We start from the raw sequence: 15,884 nt of genomic DNA, 5'->3' as shown, positions 1-15,884 counted from the left end.
CCAAGCGAGAAAGGCGCTCTGTTTTGGCGCTTGAATTGCAAGTTTGTTTCGTTGGGAAACGCTGCCATGTCTATTTCGCCCGAACTCGACGCCTTCGACCGCGCCATCCTCGCCATCCTGCAGAAGGACAACGCCACGCCGCAGCGCACGATCGGCGAGAGGGTCAACCTGTCGGCGCCCGCCGTTCAGCGGCGCATCAAGCGCATGGAGGAGACCGGCGTCATTCGCGCCAATGTAGCGCTGGTCGATCCGGCCAAGGTCGGCCACCCGATCACGATCTTCGTCGAGGTCGAGGTGGAGAGCGAACGCGCCGAGCTGATCGACGCCGCCAAGCGCGGCTTTGCCCAAGTGCCCGAAGTGCAGCAATGCTACTACGTCACCGGCGAGGCCGATTTCATCCTCGTCGTCACGGTGGCGACGATGGCCGATTACGAGGCGCTGACCAGGCGGCTGTTCTTTGAGAACAACAACGTCAAAAGGTTTCGCACGTTCGTGGCGATGGACCGGGTGAAGGTGGGGATGGAGGTGCCGGTGGGGTGAGGCGTCGAAGCTGCCGACCTCCCCAACAAGTGGGGAGATCGGCTGCCGTCCTGGTTTTCGCCAATCTCCAACCTCTACTGGGTCGGCGACGCCGCGTGTTCGCACGACACTTTCGGGTTCATGTCGGCGAAGGTGCAAGCGCCGTGGCTGTTTGTGCTTGATGATCCCGGGTTCGATGCGGCGGCCGCCGATCATCCCTTCGGCAGGTATGAAATCGTTCCGGCTAGGTCGGTGTTGTCGATCAGCTGAAAGCGGCTGTCGCTGCCGCCCTGGCGGGCCGACACGAAGGGGGCGTAGGCCGGATCATCGGTGAAGGCGTGCGCCGCCGCTTCCGATGGGAAGGCCATCAGCGCGATCAGCGTCGTGTCGAGCGGCTTGCCCTCGAGCGTCTTCACATTGCCGCTGCGCGCCAGATACCTGCCGCCGTGCTTGTGAACGAGGTCATGCACGGTAGCGGCGTAGTCCGGTATCCATTTCGGATCTTTCACCTTGATGTCCGCGATAAGGTAAGCGGTCATGGTCATTCTCCTGGTTGCTGCGCACAGGGAGATCCCGTGCGTCAGCCAAACGGCTCGCACGGCAGGGCTCGCGCCAACCAGTCTTGGATCTGTACCGGCCCGGTACAGTTTCTGTACTCGCCGCTTCATTCATGAAGGTCTAATGTCCGGCCAACTCTGGAGGAGGCGCCGATCATGGCCCAGCACGGTTACAAGCAGTTCTGCCCGCTATCGATGGCCGCCGAGGTGCTGTGCACCCGCTGGACGATGGTGTTGATGCGCGAGCTGGTGGCGGGCTCGACCCGCTTCAACGATCTGCGCCGCGGTGTGCCGAAAATGTCGCCGACCCTTCTGTCGCAACGGCTGAAGGAGCTGGAGTTGGCGGGGATCGTGGAGCGCCGGGAAGTCCCCGGCGAGAAGGGTATCTTCGACTACCGGCTGACCGAGGCGGGACGCGACTTGCGCCCTGTTGTCGAGGCGATGGGTTTTTGGGGACAGAAATGGGTCGAGTCCCGGCTGTCGTTGAAGAACCTCGATCCGTCGCTGTTGATGTGGGATATGCGGCGCAATCTGAACCCCTCGCCGCTGCCCGAGGGAAGAACCGTGATACAATTTCTGTATCAGGACCTCCCAGTCTCGAAACGCTCGTGGTGGCTGATCGTCGAGAAGCATGGCGAGGTCGATTTGTGCTGGTATGATCCGGGCTTCGAGGTCGACCTCTACGTCTCGACCGATCTCCACACGATGACCGCAATCTGGATGGGCGTGCTGACTGTCGAGAAGGCCGGCGTGAAGGTCGTCCTGACCGGCGACAAGGCCATTGGCAGGAAGATGCAAAGCTGGCTCGGGCTCAGCCCGTTCGCGGTTGAACCGAAGCGCGCGGCGTAGCTCCAGGTGTTCGCCAGTTGATCGCTCAGGGCATCAAGGCTTGTCGCTGCCGGCATCGACGCGCCCCAGCCATCTTGCATAGATCTCTCCGACAATCCCACGCCGGAATACCAGCACGCAGACCATGAAAATCAGCCCCGTGGCGATGGTCACCGGAAAGCCGGATGTCGCGAGCGTATTCTCCAGTCCGACGACGAGGCCGGCTCCGACCGCCGGGCCGGCCATGGTGCCGATGCCGCCGAGCAGCGTCATCAGGATCACTTCGCCAGACATCTGCCAGGTGACGTCGGTGAGCGTGGCGAACTGGAAGACGATCGCCTTGGTCGCGCCGGCAAAGCCGGCAAGCGCGGCCGACATGACGAAGGCGGCGAGCTTGTAGCGGCCGACGGAATAGCCGAGCGAAATGGCGCGGTTCTCGTTCTCGCGGATGGAGCGCAGGATCATGCCGAAAGGCGAGTTGACGATGCGCCAGACGGCGAGGACGCCGATCAGGAAGACGGCGAGCACGAAGAAATACATGTTCATCGTGACGTTGAGGTCTACGACGCCGAACAGGTGGCCGCGAGGCACGCCCTGGATGCCGTCCTCGCCCTCGGTGAAGGGCGCCTGGACGCAGAAGAAATAGAACATCTGCGCCAGCGCCAGTGTGATCATAGAGAAATAGATGCCCTGCCGGCGGATGGCGAGGAAGCCCATGACGAGGCCCATGCCCGCGGCACCTGCGGTGCCGAGCAGGATGCCGGCCTCTGGCGGCCAGCCCCAGGCCTTCACCGCATAGGCACAAAAATAGGCCGCGCCGCCGAAGAAGGCGGCATGGCCGAAGGAAAGCAGGCCGGTGTAGCCCAAGAGCAGGTTGAAGGCGCAGGCGAACAGCGCGAAGCACAGCATCTTCATGACGAAGATCGGGTAGATGACGAAGGGCGCGGCGATCAGCGCCACGATGCCCAGCACCACCAGCGCCCGTTCGAGCCTCAAGGAGGCGGCGGCGCGTTCTGCGTGAAGGGTCGCTTGGCTCATCTCAGGCGTCCCTTCCGAACAGGCCGGCGGGCCTGAGCAAAAGCACGATCGCCATGATGACGAAGACGACGAGGTTCGAGGCCTCGGGATAGAAGACCTTGGTCAGGCCCTCGGCGAGGCCGAGCAAGTAGCCGGTGACGATGGCGCCGAGAATCGAGCCCATGCCGCCGACCACGACGACGGCGAAGACGACGATGATCAGGTCCGAGCCCATCAGCGGGCTGACCTGGTAGACCGGAGCGGCGAGAATGCCGGCGAGCCCAGCAAGCGCCGCGCCCAGCCCGTAGGTGAGCGTGAGCAGAAGCGGCACGTTGACGCCGAAGGCCTGGACCAGTTCCGGGTTCTCGGTGGCGGCGCGCAGGTAGGAGCCTAGCCTGGTCTTCTCGATCAGCAGCCAGGTGCCGATGCAGACGATGAGCGAAGCCGCCACCACCCAGCCGCGATAATTGGGCAGGAACATGAAGCCGAGATTGGTGCCGCCGGCGAGCAGCGTCGGCACGGCATAGGGATTGCCGGAGACGCCGTAATAATAACGGAACACGCCTTCGATGACCAAGGCGAGGCCGAAGGTGAAGAGCAGGCCATAGAGCGGGTCGAGGCGGTAGAGCCGCGACAGGGCCATGCGCTCGATCGCCATGCCGAACAGGCCGACGGCAAGCGGCACCAGGACCAGCGCCGGCCAGTAGCCGATGCCCAAATGCACCAGCAGCAGATAGCCGATGAAGGCGCCCAGCATATAGAGCGCGCCATGGGCGAAATTGATGATGCGCAGCAGGCCGAAGATGACGGCGAGCCCGAGGCTGAGCATGGCGTAGAAAGAGCCGTTGATCAGGCCAACGAGGAGTTGGCCGAGGAGTGCCTGGATTGGGATGCCGAAGATCATGGTCATGGCACCATCATACCCCCAGCACCTCGTGCAGCTTGTCGGTATGCGCCGTCAGCTGGCCGACGGCAAAACCCTCCACCACCTTGCCGTGGTCCATCAGGTAGAAGCGGTCGGCGATGCGGGCGGCGAAGCGAAAGTTCTGCTCGACCAGCAAGATGGTCATGCCGCGCTTCTTCCACGTCGCCAGCAACTCGCCGATTCGCTGGACGATGACGGGCGCCAGGCCCTCCGTCGGCTCGTCGAGCAAAAGCATCTCGACGCCGGTCCGCAGGATGCGGGCGATGGCCAGCATCTGCTGCTCGCCGCCGGACAGCTTCGTGCCCTGGCTGTTGCGGCGTTCCTTGAGGTTCGGGAAAAGTTCGAATATCTCCTCGACGCTCATGCCGCCCTTGGCCACGACCGGCGGCAGGATCAGGTTCTCGTCGACGGTAAGAGTGGCGAAGATGCCGCGCTCCTCTGGCACGAAGCCGATGCCCTGATGCGCGACGCGGTGCAACGGCAGGCGGATCAGGTCCTTGCCGTTGAAGGTGACGGAGCCGGTGCGCTTGCGGATCAGGCCCATGATGGCGCGCAGCGTCGTCGTCTTGCCGACGCCGTTGCGGCCAAGCAGCGTCACGGTCTCGCCGCGCATGACGTCGAGGTTGACGCCATGCAGCGCATGGCCCTCGCCATACCAGGCGTGGAGGTCGCGCACGGCAAGCAGCGGCTCACTCATGCTCGGTCCCCATGTAGGCGACGCGGACGCGCTCGTCCTGGCTGACGGCGGCGTAGTCGCCAGCCGCCAGCACCTGGCCGCGCTGCATGACGGTGATCCAGTCGCAGAGATCGGCAACGACGGTCAGATTGTGCTCGACCATCAGCACGGCGCGGTCTTTTGCCAGCGCGCGGATGATGCCGGAGATGGTGCCGACATCCTCATGCCCCATGCCGGCCATCGGCTCGTCAAGCAGAAGCACCTTCGGTTCGAGAGCCAGCGTGGTGGCGATCTCCAGCACGCGCTTGCGGCCATAGGAGAGATCGCCGGCGAGACGATGCGCGGCGTCATCGAGGCCGACGATGGCGAGCAGCTCGCGCGCCCTCGGCGTAAGCCGATCCAACGCCGAGGCCGGGCGCCAGAACTGGTAGCCCAGCCCGCTTGGACGCTGCAGCGCCACGCGAACATTGTCGAGCACGGAGAGGTGCGGAAAGATCGCCGATATCTGGAAGGAGCGGACGAGCCCCATGCGCGCCACTTTCGCCGGCGGCGTGCGGGTGATGTCGGTGCCGAGCAATTCGATCCTGCCGCTGGTCGGCTGCAGGAATTTGGTCAAGAGGTTGAAGATGGTGGTCTTGCCGGCGCCGTTCGGGCCGATCAGCGCATGGATCTTGGCGTGATGGACGTCGAGGTCGACATCCTTCACCGCGACGAAGCCGGCGAAGTCGCGCCGCAGGCCGCGGGCGGAAAGCACCACCCGCGGCATCTGGTCCGTGCTGTCCGGGCGGACAGCGGTGGCGGTGTCGAGCGTCACTTGGCGACGAGCGGACAGCCGCTGTCCTCGGCCTTCATGAAGGCCTTGTCGCCCGGAATGGTCGCCAGATAGGTGTAATAGTCCCAGTCCTTCTTCGACTCTTCCGGCTTCTTGACCTGGTAGAGATACATGTCGTGCACCATCGAGCCGTCGGCCTGCACCTTGCCGTTGGCGGTGAAGACGTCGTTGACCGGCATCTCATGCAGCTCCTTGGCAACCGCCTCGGTCCCGTCGGTGCCGGCCTTGTCGATGGCCTTCAGATACTGCGTCACGGCCGAATAGGTGCCGGCCTGGATCATGTTCGGCATGCGGTTTGTGCGCTTGAAGAAGCGCTGGGCGAATTCACGGCTCTTGTCGTCGCGGTCCCAGTAAAAGCCTTCGGTCAGCACCACGCCCTGGGCTGCCTGCAGGCCCAGCCCATGCACTTCGGCGAGCGTGAAGAGGAGCGCGGCCAGCCGCTGGCCGCCGGCGACGATGCCGAATTCGGCTGCCTGCTTGATCGAGTTCGAGGTGTCGAGGCCGGCATTGGCGAGCCCGACGATCTTGGCGCCGGAGGACTGCGCCTGCAGCAGGAAGGAGGAATAGTCGGTGGAACCGAGCGGATAGCGCACCTCGCCCAGCACTTTGCCGCCGCTCGCCTCGACGAGCTTGGCGGTCTGGTCCTTCAGCGAATAGCCGAATGCATAGTCGACGGTGATGAAATACCAGCTGTCGCCGCCCTGCTTGACCAGTTGGCCGCCGGTGCCGACCGCTTGGGAGTGCGTGTCGTAGGCCCAATGGAAACCATAGGGCGAGCACTGCTTGCCGGTGAGGTCGGTGGAAGCCGCCCCGGTGACGATATCGATCTTCTTTTTTTCCTTGGAAAGCCCCTGCACGGCCAGCGCCACGGACGAGGTGGTGAGCTCCATGATCGCGTCGACCTGCTCGGTGTCGTACCACTGGCGCGCGATGTTGGAGGCAATGTCAGGCTTGTTCTGATGGTCGGCGCTGACGATCTCGATCGGCGCGCCCTGCACCTTGCCGCCGAAATCATCGACCGCCATCTTGGCGGCCTCGACCGACCACTTGCCGCCGAAATCGGCATAGACGCCCGACTGGTCGTTGAGGATGCCGATCTTGACCTTGCCATCGGAGATTTCGCCAGCCGCGGCCGGCACTGCGGATGCCGCAAGGAGCGCGGCCGAGACGAGATAGGATGATTTCACTGGTGGTTCCTCCCATGTGGCAACCACGGGAAACGCGGCTGCCTCGCGATGGTTCAACAGTTCCTTCGGATTTTGGATTGGAGCCTCGATCCCGCTCTGCCGCTCCTCCTCTCGCGGGCCCTCCTGTTTGCGGGCTGGACCGCAGCGTGCCTTGGGTGCACGGGCGCGAGCCTAGCACCACATGTCGCGGGCCGAGAATGCTATTTTCGTAGCATGGCTATCGGCAGACCAGCGTTTACCAAACAGACAGGCGATATGCAGGCTAAGTGCTTGCATTGGCTGGCTTTTCCACCCTCACGCTCACTTTTCGACGCCCGAGTGGAAAATTTATACTTTTCAACGGCTTGTCTTAAGCTTCTATTTTCTGCTCACCACGCCAGCCGCTTGCCGTCGCGAAAAAAGCCGCCGGTCGGACCGTCGTCCGGCAGGGTAGCGGCCCAGACGATGCCGGCCGCCCCTTGCACGACCGGCCTGCCGCCGGGGCCGCCCATATCGGTCGCGACCCAGCCGGGGCAGATCGCATTGACCAGGACGCCTGCACCGCGCAGCTCAGCCGCCAGGATGCGGGTCAGCGCGTTGAGCGTCGCCTTGCTGGTCGAATAGGCAGGCGCGCCGGCGCCCATCGAAGCGAGCGAGCCGCCTTCCGACGAGACGTTGACCAAACGGCCGTGGCCGGAAGCGCCAAGCAGCGGCGCCAAGGCGGCAGCGACGCGCCAGGCGCCGAAGACATTGGTCTCGAATGCCTCGCGGATCACCGTCCAGTCGGGCCTGAGCGCCTGCGCCGAAGGGTCGTAATGGATGGCGGCGTTGTTGACCAAAACGTCCAGCCGGCCGAACCGGCTCTCGACCTCGGCCGCGGCGCGGTCTGCGGCCTCGGACGCGGCGACATCCAGCTCGATGGCTTCGACGGCGCCGCCAAGTGTCCTTGCCGCCGTCTCGCCCTTGGCGAGGTCGCGCACACCGATGAGCACGGTGAAGCCGAGTTCCGCAAGCTGGCGCGCCGTCTCCAGACCGATGCCGCGATTGCCGCCGGTGACGAGCGCCACCTTGCCGGAATGATCTGTGTTGGTGGTCATTGTTCCTGCTCCTGTTGGGTATGTCGGCAGCAAGATGGCATCGATCGGATCGAATGATTAGGGCGCGGAATTCGCACGCGTCGTGCGATTGGGTTCATGAAAGCTCCCAGCCGGGTGCACCGCCGCCTTCATCACAAGTGGGTGCTTGATCGCCAGGCGACCGTTGCGGCCCGCGCTTGCGAAGCGGCCATCCCATTCCGCAAGAGGAAAGCGCCAGACACAATCCGGAAACAAGATTCAACAGTCGGGAAAAACTCCCGAAAAGAGCCGGTGTCATAACGGTACCCGCAGCAGCCGACCCACTACGGCGCGCAACAACAGACATTGATCCGAACCCAAGGAATGCCGATTATGAAAAAGACCCTTCTTTCCGCACTCGGCCTGGCCATCGCCCTCGCTTTCGCGGTGCCGGCGCTCGGCACCACCGAAGCCAACGCCGCACCCGCTGCGACCACGACGACCGCCACGACCACTGCTCCGGCCTCGGCCACCGAGACGGCGAAGCCTGCCGCCAATGGCCCGCACAAGAAGCTCAGGAAGCACCACCGTCATCATGCTCGCAAGCATCATCACGTGAAGAAGCACCACGTGCGCAAGCACCATGTGATGAAGAAGCATGTTGCGAAGAAGGCCGCATAAGGCCTGACGCGTTGCGGCCTTCATGACCGGATGATCCGAGACCGCTTGCTAAGGGTTCAGGATCATCGCTTCCCGAAAACGCCGCCCTCCCTCCCGGGCGGCGTTTTTGTTTGCGGACTTAGTGGGCAACCCTGCAACCATTTCGGGATCATGTCTTACTTCTTCTGCGGGTGGATCGTCTCGCCGCGCGTCAACATCGCCACCAGATCAGCAATCTTCTTCTTGCGGCCGGCCTCGGTCTTCATGTTGTGGACGCGGAAGGCGAGCGCGAAGCGGTTCTGTGCCGAAAGCTTCTCCAGCACCGCTTTCGCCTTCGGTTCGGCATCGATCGCGGCCTGCAGGTCGGGCGGGATGGTCATCTCCTTCGATCCGCCATAGGCGCGGTCCCAGCGACCGTCGGCCTTGGCGGCCTCGACCTGCTTGAGGCCATGCTCGGTCATGCGGTCCGCCTCGATCAGGCGCGCGACATTGTCGATGTTGATCTTGCTCCAGATGCTCTTCCTGCCGCGCGGCGTGTAGCGCTGCAGGAAACTCCTCTCGTCGAGCGACTTGCGCACCGCGTCGATCCAGCCGAAGCAAAGCACGACGTCGATCGCCTCCTTTGGCGTGATCGAGGCGAGACCAGAACCGACCTTGTGGATCTTGATCCAGACCTCGCTTTCGCTGGCGTGGTTGTCGGCAAGCCAGGCATAGAAGCTTTCGGCATCCGCGAATTCGCGCACCTTGTTCGGATCGACCTTGATCGGCGCCATCGTCACCTCGTCTTTCGTCGCAACAGTGTGGATGATTCCGATGCTTTTGTAGCGCTGCCCTGGTGCCAGTTTCTGTCAGCAGGCGGTACATGATGCCATCGGAGGCTCCGATACCACCATCGATTTCTTCCGTTTCCGCTTCGCGCCTGGGTCTGCCAAACCTCCTCCATGCAAAGGAAAGGCATGGACATGGAGAAGCAAAAAATCCTCATCGTCGGCGGCAGCTCGGGCATGGGGCTGGCGCTCGCCAGGCGATGCCTTGAGGAAGGCGCGCACGTCATCATCGCCGGGCGCGGCGAAGCGAAGCTGGACGCGGCGCGGGAAGGACTGGGCCAGCCGGGCACGCTCGAAACAGCCGTGGTCGATATCAGCCGCGAGGATGAGGTCGCCGCACTGTTTCAGCGCATCGGCAGGCTTGACCACATCGTCAGCACGGCGGCCGATATCGAGGGCGCCTACCGGCTGTTGCCCGAGATCGAGCTTTCAGCCGCGCAAAAGGTGGTGGAAAGCAAGTTCTACGGGCCGCTTTTGCTCGCCAAGCACGGCGCGCCGAAGCTGCCGCCAGCCGGCTCGCTCACCTTCGTCTCGGGCATTGCCGCCCACCGGCCGGCGGCGCGCGGCTCGGTCGTCGCCGCCGTCAACGCCGCATTGGACGGGCTGGTGCGGGCTTTGGCCGTCGAACTGGCGCCGATCCGGGTCAACGCCGTCTCGCCCGGCTGGGTCGACACGCCGATCTGGGAGTTCGTCGCCGGCGACAAAAAGGACGACACGCTTGCGGCGATGGCGAAACGACTGCCGGTGGGTCGGGTCGGAAAGCCGGAGGACATCGCCGACGCAATCCGCTTCCTGATCGGCAATGGCTTTACGACGGGAGAGACGCTGCATGTCGAGGGCGGGCACCGCCTGGCGTGACCAAGGTGAAGCCCTCCCCTAAAGCGGTGAGCAGTGCCTTTAGCGCCGGCGGCTGGACGCGCCGGCGGCGCCAGATCATCACCACGTCCGCCGAGCGGACCGCCCCAGGCCAGGCAAGCTCGGCCACCTCGCCGCGATCGATCGCGGCGGCGACCGCGATCCGCGGAACGAGACCAAAGCCAGCGCCGGCCGCCACCAGCCCGGCAATTGCGTCGATGCTGCCGGCTTCGGCGGCGAGGTTGGGATTGCCGAGGCCTGCCTCGGCGAATGCCTTGTCGACCATGGCGCGGTAGACGCAGCCTGTCTCGGTGGCGACGAAATGCTTCTCGGCCAGCGTCGCCAGATCGACATCCGCGCGATTGTCGCCGGGCGGCGCTATCAGCGCCAGCGGCTCGACCGCCACGACGCGCCTGGCAAGGCGGCGGTCCGTCTCACCAACATCGATCTCTGGGGGCCGCTCGAAGCAGAAAGCGACGTCGATCTCGCCGTCGCCCAGCCTGCGCAGCAACTCGCCGCTTCCGGCTATCTTCAGCTTGATGTCGATGTCCGGATGACCGGCGCGGAAGCCGGCAAGCCAGCCGGCCAGCCTTGCCGAGGCGATGGTTTCCAGCGCGCCGATCGACACTGTGCCGGCCGTCCCGGCCCTCGTGGCATCGATGGCGGCCCGCGCGTCGCCGGCGAGCGCCAGCAGCTCCTCGGCATAGGGTTTCAGCGCCTCGCCGGCCGGCGTCAGGGTGAGCCCCTGCCGCGAGCGGGTGAAGAGACTGGCGCCAAGCTCAGTCTCCAGCGCCTGGATCTGGTCGCTGACGCTCGACTGGGCGAGATGGATCTCCTGCGCCGCGCGCGTGACGTTGCGGGTACGCGCGACCGCGAGAAAGGTCTTCAGCAGCCTGGGATGCACCGGCGCTCCGAGCCTACTGCAGCTGCGGCTTCTTCAGGAAGGAATTGCGGTCCGCGGATTTGACGCGCAGCCATGTCTCGCGGCCGTCGCGCACGACGCGCAGCGGAATTTCCGCACCGGCCGGGTTCTGCCAGAGTTTCCTGTAGAAATCGGCCAGACCATCGACTTCGCCGTCGCGCACATCGGAGATGATGTCGCCCTGGCGCAAGCCCGCCTGTGCGGCCGGGCCGCCTTCGGCGACGCTCATCACCACCACCATGCCGTTCGACTCGGCCGAGAAGGCGCCGAGCCACGGACGCGGCGCCTTCGCCGCCTGGCCGCGCTTGATCAGATCGTCGAGGATCGGCGTCAGAAGATCGATAGGCACGACCATGTTGATGTCGGCTACCTCGCCGGCGCGGCTCATCTGCAGGCGCAGCGAGCCGACGCCGAGCAGCTTGCCGGCGCGGTCGAACAGCGCGGCGCCGCCCCAGGACGGATGCGCGGGCGCCGTGAAGATCGCCTCGTCGATCAGATACTCCCAATAGCCGGCGAATTCCTGCTTGGTCACGATGTGGGCATCGACCTGCTGGCCGATTCCGTCGGCGAGCGTCACGGCATCGCCGATCTTGGCTTTCCTGGCATTGCCGAGCTGGACAGCCGGCAGGCCGAGCGGCGACAGCGCCTGCACGAGGCCGAAGCCGGTCTCCTGGTCGTAAGCCAGCGCATGCGCGGCCACCACACGGCCATCCTGGTCGGTCAGCCACACTTCCTCGGCCTCGGTGATGAGGTAGCCGATGGTGAGCACCAGCCCATTGTCGCGGATCACCACGCCGCTGCCCTCGCGGCGCGTGCCCAGCGCATTGGCGGTGAAGGCGTCGTCCGGAACCGTGGCGCGCACGGCAACAACGGAGCGCGAAATTTTCTCGATGGTCATCGATCCATCCTGCGTTGCGGGTCTCTGCCTATAAGTATGGCCGAAGGAGCGCCGTGCAAGGGCGGATTTCCCCTCGCCCAAGCTGGCATAAGCGCTAGTTCAACGAAGATTGAACTTTTTTCTTTGACGCGCGCGGAACCGCACCTAAGTCTATCGGCATCGGTGGCAGATGCCGCCCTTCACGAAACACAAGGCCTTCAACATGAACCAATACGTCCCGCCGAAAGTCTGGACCTGGAACAAGCCAAATGGCGGTGAGTTCGCCTCGATAAACCGGCCGATCGCGGGCCCCACGCATGACAAGAAACTGCCGGTCGGCAAGCACCCGCTGCAGCTCTACTCGCTGGCCACGCCCAATGGCCAGAAAGTGACGATCATGCTGGAGGAGCTTCTGGCGCTCGGCCACAAGGGTGCGGAATACGATGCCTGGCTGATCAAGATCAGCGACGGCGACCAGTTCGGCTCGGGCTTTGTCGAGGTCAATCCTAATTCGAAGATCCCGGCGCTGATGGACCATAGCGAGCCGAAGCCGGTGCGCGTGTTCGAATCCGGCTCGATCCTCACCTACCTCGCCGAGAAGTTCGGCGCATTCCTGCCGACCGAACGCGCGGCGCGCGCGGAAACCTTCTCATGGCTGTTCTGGCAGATGGGCTCGGCGCCTTATCTCGGCGGCGGCTTCGGCCATTTCTATGCCTATGCGCCCGAAAAGATCGAATACGCCATCGACCGCTTCGCCATGGAGACCAAACGGCAGATGGATGTGCTCGACCGCCGGCTGGCGGAGAGCGAATATCTCGCGGGTCCCGACTACACGATCGCCGATATTGCGGTCTGGCCCTGGTATGGCGGGCTTGCCAAGGGCCGCAGCTACACCAACTCCGCCGAGTTCCTCTCGGTGCACGAATACAAGAACGTGCAGCGCTGGGCCGACGCGATCGACGCGCGGCCTGCGGTGAAGCGCGGCCGCATGGTCAACCGCATGTCCGGCGATCCGGCCTTCCAGCTGCGCGAGCGCCACGACGCCAGCGACTTCGAGACGAAGACGCAGGATAAGCTGCAAGCGGCGGAGTAATGTAATCTCGCCCTCGTGCGGGAGATTGGCCGCCCCGTTACCTCCCATATGTGTATGTCACGGTCGCCTGGCCGAGCGCAGAGCTTTTAGCGGCGACCGAGATCATCTCCGGCAAGGGGTTGGCCGGTATGCGCAATGTCTTTTCACCCAGCGCATAGAGCGTGAAGACATAGTGATGGTCGCCGCTGCCGGGCGGCGGGCACGGGCCGAAATAGCCGGCGCGACCGACGCCGCCTTTGCCCTGCACGGAGCCCTTGGGCATGCGCTTGCCACCCTGCGCGCCGGCGCCTTCGCGCAGACCCTTGGCGCTCGCCGGGATGTTCCAGGCCAGCCAGTGCCAGAAGCCCTTGCCGCCATTGGCATCGGTGTCGAACATGGTCAGCGCGTAGCTTTTCGTTCCGGCCGGCGGATCCTTCCAGGCAAGCGCGATCGAGACGCTCTGCCCGCCGCAGCCGGCTTTGTCGCCGAGATATTTCGCGTCCCATTTGCCGTTCGACACCGACGGGCTGGATATCTCGAAGGCCGCCGCCTGACTGGCGAAGGCGACAAGGGCAAGCAAAGTGAAGCCGAGGCGCAAGGTCATCTGATCCTCCCTGAATGACGCAGCGTAGCCGAAAAGCGGCCCGAAAAAGGGCAAGCTAGCGCGGCCGCCTGCCGGGACAATGAAAAAGCCCCGCCGGTGGAGGCCGTCGGGGCTCTTTCGTTCGGACCGTGGAGGTGGGACCCTACGGCCGGGTCGATCCAGGGGGTTGGATCGGTCGCGACACTAGCCGAGGAATCGGGCGCGCGGACAATCACGCCTGCGCACGACCAATCACGCCTGCGCGAGTGGACGGCCGGCTGCTGATCTCTCCTTGAGGATCAGCCCCGCAGCAGCTTTGCCAGTCTCGGCACGCCTTCGTTCACCGCGCGGTCGTCGGCAAGCGTGAATGACATGCGCAGCGTGTTGCGGCCGGTGCCGTCGGCGTAGAAGGCGTTGCCCGGCACGAAGGCGACGCGCGCCTCGTTGATCGAGCGCGCCAGCAGCTCGGTGGCATCCGTGCCTTGCGGCAGCGTCAGCCAGACGAACATGCCGCCGTCCGGACGGTTCCAGGAAATGCCGGGGGGCATGTCGGCTTCCAGCGCGGAAAGCAGCGCATCGCGGCGCTTTCGGTAGGCGCCGATCAGCTTTTCCACCTGGGCGTCGAAAATGGCTTCGGCGACGCGGTGCATGACCATCTGGTTGATCGAGGGGCTGTGCAGGTCGGACGCCTGCTTCATCAGCACCAGTTTTTCCACCACATGGCGCGGCGCGCAGACCCAGCCGACGCGCATACCGGGCGACAGTATCTTCGAGAACGACCCGCAATAGAGCGTGCGTGCATGATCGATGCCGCCGGAGCGGGCGCAATCGAGCGCAAGGATCGGCGGTTCGCCCTCGCCGTCATAGCGCAGCGCGCGGTAGGCGGCATCCTCAATGACGGCGATGTCGAGCTCGCCGGCGAGGTCGAGCACCGCCTCGCGCTGCTCGGCATCCAGCGTATTGCCGGTCGGGTTGGCGAAATCCGGCACCAGATAGGCGAACTTCACCTTGCCGCCATTTGCCGCCGCTGCAGCGCGATAAGCCTCGGGCGTCATGTTGCCGCCGGCGGGGTTCAGCCGGTCGTAGCGCGGCTCATAGGCGTTGAAGGCCTGCAGCGCGCCGAGATAGGTCGGCCATGTCACCAGCGCAGTGTCGCCGGGGGACAAAAAGAGCTTGCCGAGATAGTCGAGCGCCTGCTGCGAGCCGGAGGTGATGAAGATGTTGCCCTCGTCGCATTGAACGCCAAGCTTGCCCATATAGGCGGCCAGCCATTTGCGCAGCGGCAGGAAACCCTCGCTGACCTGGTACTGCAGCGCAGCGCCCGCCTCCTTGCCGCCCAGCACGGCCTGGTAGGCATCGCCGATGGCTTCGGCCGGAAACAGCGACGGGTCGGGAATGCCGCCGGCGAAGGAGATGATGTCGGGCTGGTCGAGCAGCTTCAACAGCTCGCGGATTTCCGAAGCCTTCATGCGCGAGGAACGCGAGGCCAGAAGGTTCAACAGGGTCAAGACGCACCTCCCGCAGCGTGCTTCTATTTAGGTCAGCTTAGTTGACCTATTATCAGGCCTGGCCTTTCGCGTGAATACACAAAACGGTCATGGCTCATCGTCCAGGCAACATTTGGCCCACAGATTTTCGCAAATGCTAATGAAAAGCCATTGCACGCTCGGCAAGGCCAGCGCACGATTATGACCAGAAACTGGAAGTTGATAGAAAATCAATCCGGAGCAAATGGGGGAACGCGTATGACGCTCGAGGTCATCGGGGCCGGCTTCGGCCGCACCGGCACGTGGTCGACTTTCGCCGCGCTGAACAGGCTCGGCTTTCCGAGCTACCACATGCAGGAAGTCATCATCAACAAGGCCAACAAGGGCCATCTCGACTTCTGGCGCAAGGTGGCGAACAGCCCGCCCGGCGCGCAGCATGACTGGAACCGGGTCTTCGCCAATTATCGGGCGACCGTCGACAATCCGGGCTGCTGCGTATGGCGCGAGCTGATGGCCGCCTATCCGGAAGCCAAGGTGCTTCTGACCCTGCATCCGCGCGGCGCCGAAGCCTGGTACGACAGCACCATCGACACGATCTACTTCACCGAGAATGTCTGGCAGTTCAGGGTGCTGGAATGGCTGACGCCGTTCGGCCGCAAGTTCGGCGACATGTCGCGCAAGCTGGTCTGGGGCCGAACGCTGAAGGGCGTGATGAACGACCGCGACAAAGCGGTGGCGCGCTACAATTCCTATGTCGACGAGGTGAAGGCGGCGGTGCCGCCTGAGAAGCTGCTTGTCTTCAAGGTCAGCGACGGCTGGGCGCCGCTCTGCGATTTCCTCGGCGTCGCGCTGCCCAACGAACCCTTCCCTAACCTCAATGACCGCGCCAGCATCAAGAAGATCATCAACGAGATGATCGTGGGATCTTACCTGATGCTTGCCGGCGTGGCGGTCCTGATCGCGCTGGCCATCGGCGCCCTGTGGTGGTGGCTGGCGTAGCGGCCACCCGGATCGGCCGCCAGGGCC

Annotated in this window: 18 protein-coding genes; 6 read left to right on the top strand and 12 right to left on the bottom strand. The window is 64.3% G+C overall.

The features are described from left to right. Positions 1–66: 66 nt before the first annotated feature. On the top strand, positions 67–540 hold the full coding sequence (locus tag CK219_RS19640; RefSeq protein WP_095768373.1) for an Lrp/AsnC family transcriptional regulator: 474 nt from the start codon (positions 67–69) through the stop codon (positions 538–540). A gap of 191 nt (positions 541–731) precedes the next feature. On the opposite strand, the gene CK219_RS19635 is transcribed toward CK219_RS19640, so the two are convergent. Further along, on the bottom strand, positions 732–1,058 hold the full coding sequence (locus CK219_RS19635; protein WP_095768499.1) for a DUF1330 domain-containing protein: 327 nt from the start codon (positions 1,056–1,058) through the stop codon (positions 732–734). Positions 1,059–1,232: 174 nt separating this feature from the next. Here CK219_RS19635 and CK219_RS19630 point away from each other — a divergent pair, with 174 nt between their 5' ends. Next, the gene (locus tag CK219_RS19630) at positions 1,233–1,925 is read left to right on the top strand and encodes a helix-turn-helix domain-containing protein (protein WP_095768372.1); all 693 of its coding nucleotides are present in this window, start codon (positions 1,233–1,235) and stop codon (positions 1,923–1,925) included. 33 nt (positions 1,926–1,958) lie between these two features. Here CK219_RS19630 and CK219_RS19625 read toward each other — a convergent pair whose 3' ends face one another. The 6 genes from CK219_RS19625 to CK219_RS19600 all read right to left on the bottom strand — a co-directional run bounded on the left by CK219_RS19625 (position 1,959) and on the right by CK219_RS19600 (position 7,617). After that, entirely contained in the window at positions 1,959–2,942 is a 984-nt protein-coding gene (locus CK219_RS19625; RefSeq protein ID WP_095768371.1) for a branched-chain amino acid ABC transporter permease, read from the bottom strand. 1 nt (position 2,943) lies between these two features. Beyond that, positions 2,944–3,831, bottom strand: a complete 888-nt coding sequence (locus CK219_RS19620; protein WP_095768370.1) for a branched-chain amino acid ABC transporter permease — start codon at positions 3,829–3,831, stop codon at positions 2,944–2,946. A gap of 7 nt (positions 3,832–3,838) precedes the next feature. Further along, a complete protein-coding gene (locus CK219_RS19615) occupies positions 3,839–4,543 on the bottom strand; it encodes an ABC transporter ATP-binding protein (RefSeq protein WP_095768369.1) in 705 nt (234 codons plus the stop codon). Then, complete coding sequence (locus CK219_RS19610) at positions 4,536–5,288, bottom strand: ABC transporter ATP-binding protein (RefSeq protein ID WP_095768498.1); 753 nt, start codon at positions 5,286–5,288, stop codon at positions 4,536–4,538. Before CK219_RS19610 ends, CK219_RS19615 begins: the two co-directional genes overlap by 8 nt. A gap of 44 nt (positions 5,289–5,332) precedes the next feature. After that, a complete protein-coding gene (locus CK219_RS19605) occupies positions 5,333–6,541 on the bottom strand; it encodes an ABC transporter substrate-binding protein (protein WP_095768368.1) in 1,209 nt (402 codons plus the stop codon). A gap of 368 nt (positions 6,542–6,909) precedes the next feature. Beyond that, complete coding sequence (locus tag CK219_RS19600; protein WP_095768367.1) at positions 6,910–7,617, bottom strand: SDR family NAD(P)-dependent oxidoreductase; 708 nt, start codon at positions 7,615–7,617, stop codon at positions 6,910–6,912. 351 nt (positions 7,618–7,968) lie between these two features. Between CK219_RS19600 and CK219_RS19595 the strand changes: the two genes are divergently transcribed. Then, a complete protein-coding gene (locus tag CK219_RS19595) occupies positions 7,969–8,256 on the top strand; it encodes a hypothetical protein (RefSeq protein ID WP_095768366.1) in 288 nt (95 codons plus the stop codon). Between the two features lie 155 nt (positions 8,257–8,411). Here CK219_RS19595 and CK219_RS19590 read toward each other — a convergent pair whose 3' ends face one another. Further along, a complete protein-coding gene (locus CK219_RS19590; RefSeq protein ID WP_095768497.1) occupies positions 8,412–9,008 on the bottom strand; it encodes a YdeI/OmpD-associated family protein in 597 nt (198 codons plus the stop codon). 183 nt (positions 9,009–9,191) lie between these two features. Here CK219_RS19590 and CK219_RS19585 point away from each other — a divergent pair, with 183 nt between their 5' ends. Next, a complete protein-coding gene (locus CK219_RS19585) occupies positions 9,192–9,920 on the top strand; it encodes an SDR family oxidoreductase (protein WP_095768496.1) in 729 nt (242 codons plus the stop codon). Here the strand turns inward: CK219_RS19585 and CK219_RS19580 are convergent. Beyond that, positions 9,871–10,821 carry a LysR family transcriptional regulator gene (locus CK219_RS19580; RefSeq protein ID WP_095768365.1) on the bottom strand — a complete coding sequence of 317 codons (951 nt, stop codon included), beginning with the start codon at positions 10,819–10,821 and terminating at the stop codon, positions 9,871–9,873. The two genes, CK219_RS19585 and CK219_RS19580, sit on opposite strands and share 50 nt — an antisense overlap. 13 nt (positions 10,822–10,834) lie before the next feature. Continuing rightward, positions 10,835–11,737 (bottom strand): S1C family serine protease, encoded by a 903-nt coding sequence (locus CK219_RS19575; RefSeq protein WP_095768364.1) that lies wholly within the window; start codon positions 11,735–11,737, stop codon positions 10,835–10,837. 202 nt (positions 11,738–11,939) lie between these two features. Between CK219_RS19575 and yghU the strand changes: the two genes are divergently transcribed. Next, positions 11,940–12,809, top strand: a complete 870-nt coding sequence (gene yghU, locus CK219_RS19570) for a glutathione-dependent disulfide-bond oxidoreductase (protein ID WP_095768495.1) — start codon at positions 11,940–11,942, stop codon at positions 12,807–12,809. Positions 12,810–12,846: 37 nt separating this feature from the next. On the opposite strand, the gene CK219_RS19565 is transcribed toward yghU, so the two are convergent. Together CK219_RS19565 and CK219_RS19560 are read right to left on the bottom strand one after the other, a co-directional pair. Beyond that, complete coding sequence (locus CK219_RS19565; RefSeq protein ID WP_140840635.1) at positions 12,847–13,392, bottom strand: YbhB/YbcL family Raf kinase inhibitor-like protein; 546 nt, start codon at positions 13,390–13,392, stop codon at positions 12,847–12,849. A 278-nt stretch (positions 13,393–13,670) separates the two neighbouring features. Continuing rightward, positions 13,671–14,840: a PLP-dependent aminotransferase family protein gene (locus tag CK219_RS19560; protein ID WP_176477088.1), complete on the bottom strand. Its 1,170-nt coding sequence runs from the start codon at positions 14,838–14,840 to the stop codon at positions 13,671–13,673. 276 nt (positions 14,841–15,116) lie between these two features. On the opposite strand from CK219_RS19560, the gene CK219_RS19555 reads away from it, so the two are divergent. Then, positions 15,117–15,857, top strand: a complete 741-nt coding sequence (locus CK219_RS19555) for a sulfotransferase family protein (protein WP_095768361.1) — start codon at positions 15,117–15,119, stop codon at positions 15,855–15,857. Positions 15,858–15,884: the final 27 nt, after the last annotated feature.

The sequence above is a fragment of the Mesorhizobium sp. WSM4313 genome, assembly GCF_002294725.1.
Lineage (GTDB): Bacteria > Pseudomonadota > Alphaproteobacteria > Rhizobiales > Rhizobiaceae > Mesorhizobium.
Note: the sequence above shows the minus strand (reverse complement) of the source record. Positions and strands in the feature narration are given on the sequence as shown.

Excerpts from the sequence above, each read along its gene's own strand:
- CK219_RS19640 (WP_095768373.1), top strand. The coding sequence starts at position 67 with ATGTCTATTTCGCCCGAACTCGACGCCTTCGACCGCGCCATCCTCGCC.
- CK219_RS19635 (WP_095768499.1), bottom strand. The coding sequence starts at position 1,058 with ATGACCGCTTACCTTATCGCGGACATCAAGGTGAAAGATCCGAAATGG.
- CK219_RS19630 (WP_095768372.1), top strand. The coding sequence starts at position 1,233 with ATGGCCCAGCACGGTTACAAGCAGTTCTGCCCGCTATCGATGGCCGCC.
- CK219_RS19625 (WP_095768371.1), bottom strand. The coding sequence starts at position 2,942 with ATGAGCCAAGCGACCCTTCACGCAGAACGCGCCGCCGCCTCCTTGAGG.
- CK219_RS19620 (WP_095768370.1), bottom strand. The coding sequence starts at position 3,831 with ATGACCATGATCTTCGGCATCCCAATCCAGGCACTCCTCGGCCAACTC.
- CK219_RS19615 (WP_095768369.1), bottom strand. The coding sequence starts at position 4,543 with ATGAGTGAGCCGCTGCTTGCCGTGCGCGACCTCCACGCCTGGTATGGC.
- CK219_RS19610 (WP_095768498.1), bottom strand. The coding sequence starts at position 5,288 with ATGCCGCGGGTGGTGCTTTCCGCCCGCGGCCTGCGGCGCGACTTCGCC.
- CK219_RS19600 (WP_095768367.1), bottom strand. The coding sequence starts at position 7,617 with ATGACCACCAACACAGATCATTCCGGCAAGGTGGCGCTCGTCACCGGC.
- CK219_RS19595 (WP_095768366.1), top strand. The coding sequence starts at position 7,969 with ATGAAAAAGACCCTTCTTTCCGCACTCGGCCTGGCCATCGCCCTCGCT.
- CK219_RS19590 (WP_095768497.1), bottom strand. The coding sequence starts at position 9,008 with ATGGCGCCGATCAAGGTCGATCCGAACAAGGTGCGCGAATTCGCGGAT.
- CK219_RS19585 (WP_095768496.1), top strand. The coding sequence starts at position 9,192 with ATGGACATGGAGAAGCAAAAAATCCTCATCGTCGGCGGCAGCTCGGGC.
- CK219_RS19575 (WP_095768364.1), bottom strand. The coding sequence starts at position 11,737 with ATGACCATCGAGAAAATTTCGCGCTCCGTTGTTGCCGTGCGCGCCACG.
- yghU (WP_095768495.1), top strand. The coding sequence starts at position 11,940 with ATGAACCAATACGTCCCGCCGAAAGTCTGGACCTGGAACAAGCCAAAT.
- CK219_RS19565 (WP_140840635.1), bottom strand. The coding sequence starts at position 13,392 with ATGACCTTGCGCCTCGGCTTCACTTTGCTTGCCCTTGTCGCCTTCGCC.
- CK219_RS19560 (WP_176477088.1), bottom strand. The coding sequence starts at position 14,840 with ATGAAGGCTTCGGAAATCCGCGAGCTGTTGAAGCTGCTCGACCAGCCC.
- CK219_RS19555 (WP_095768361.1), top strand. The coding sequence starts at position 15,117 with ATGACGCTCGAGGTCATCGGGGCCGGCTTCGGCCGCACCGGCACGTGG.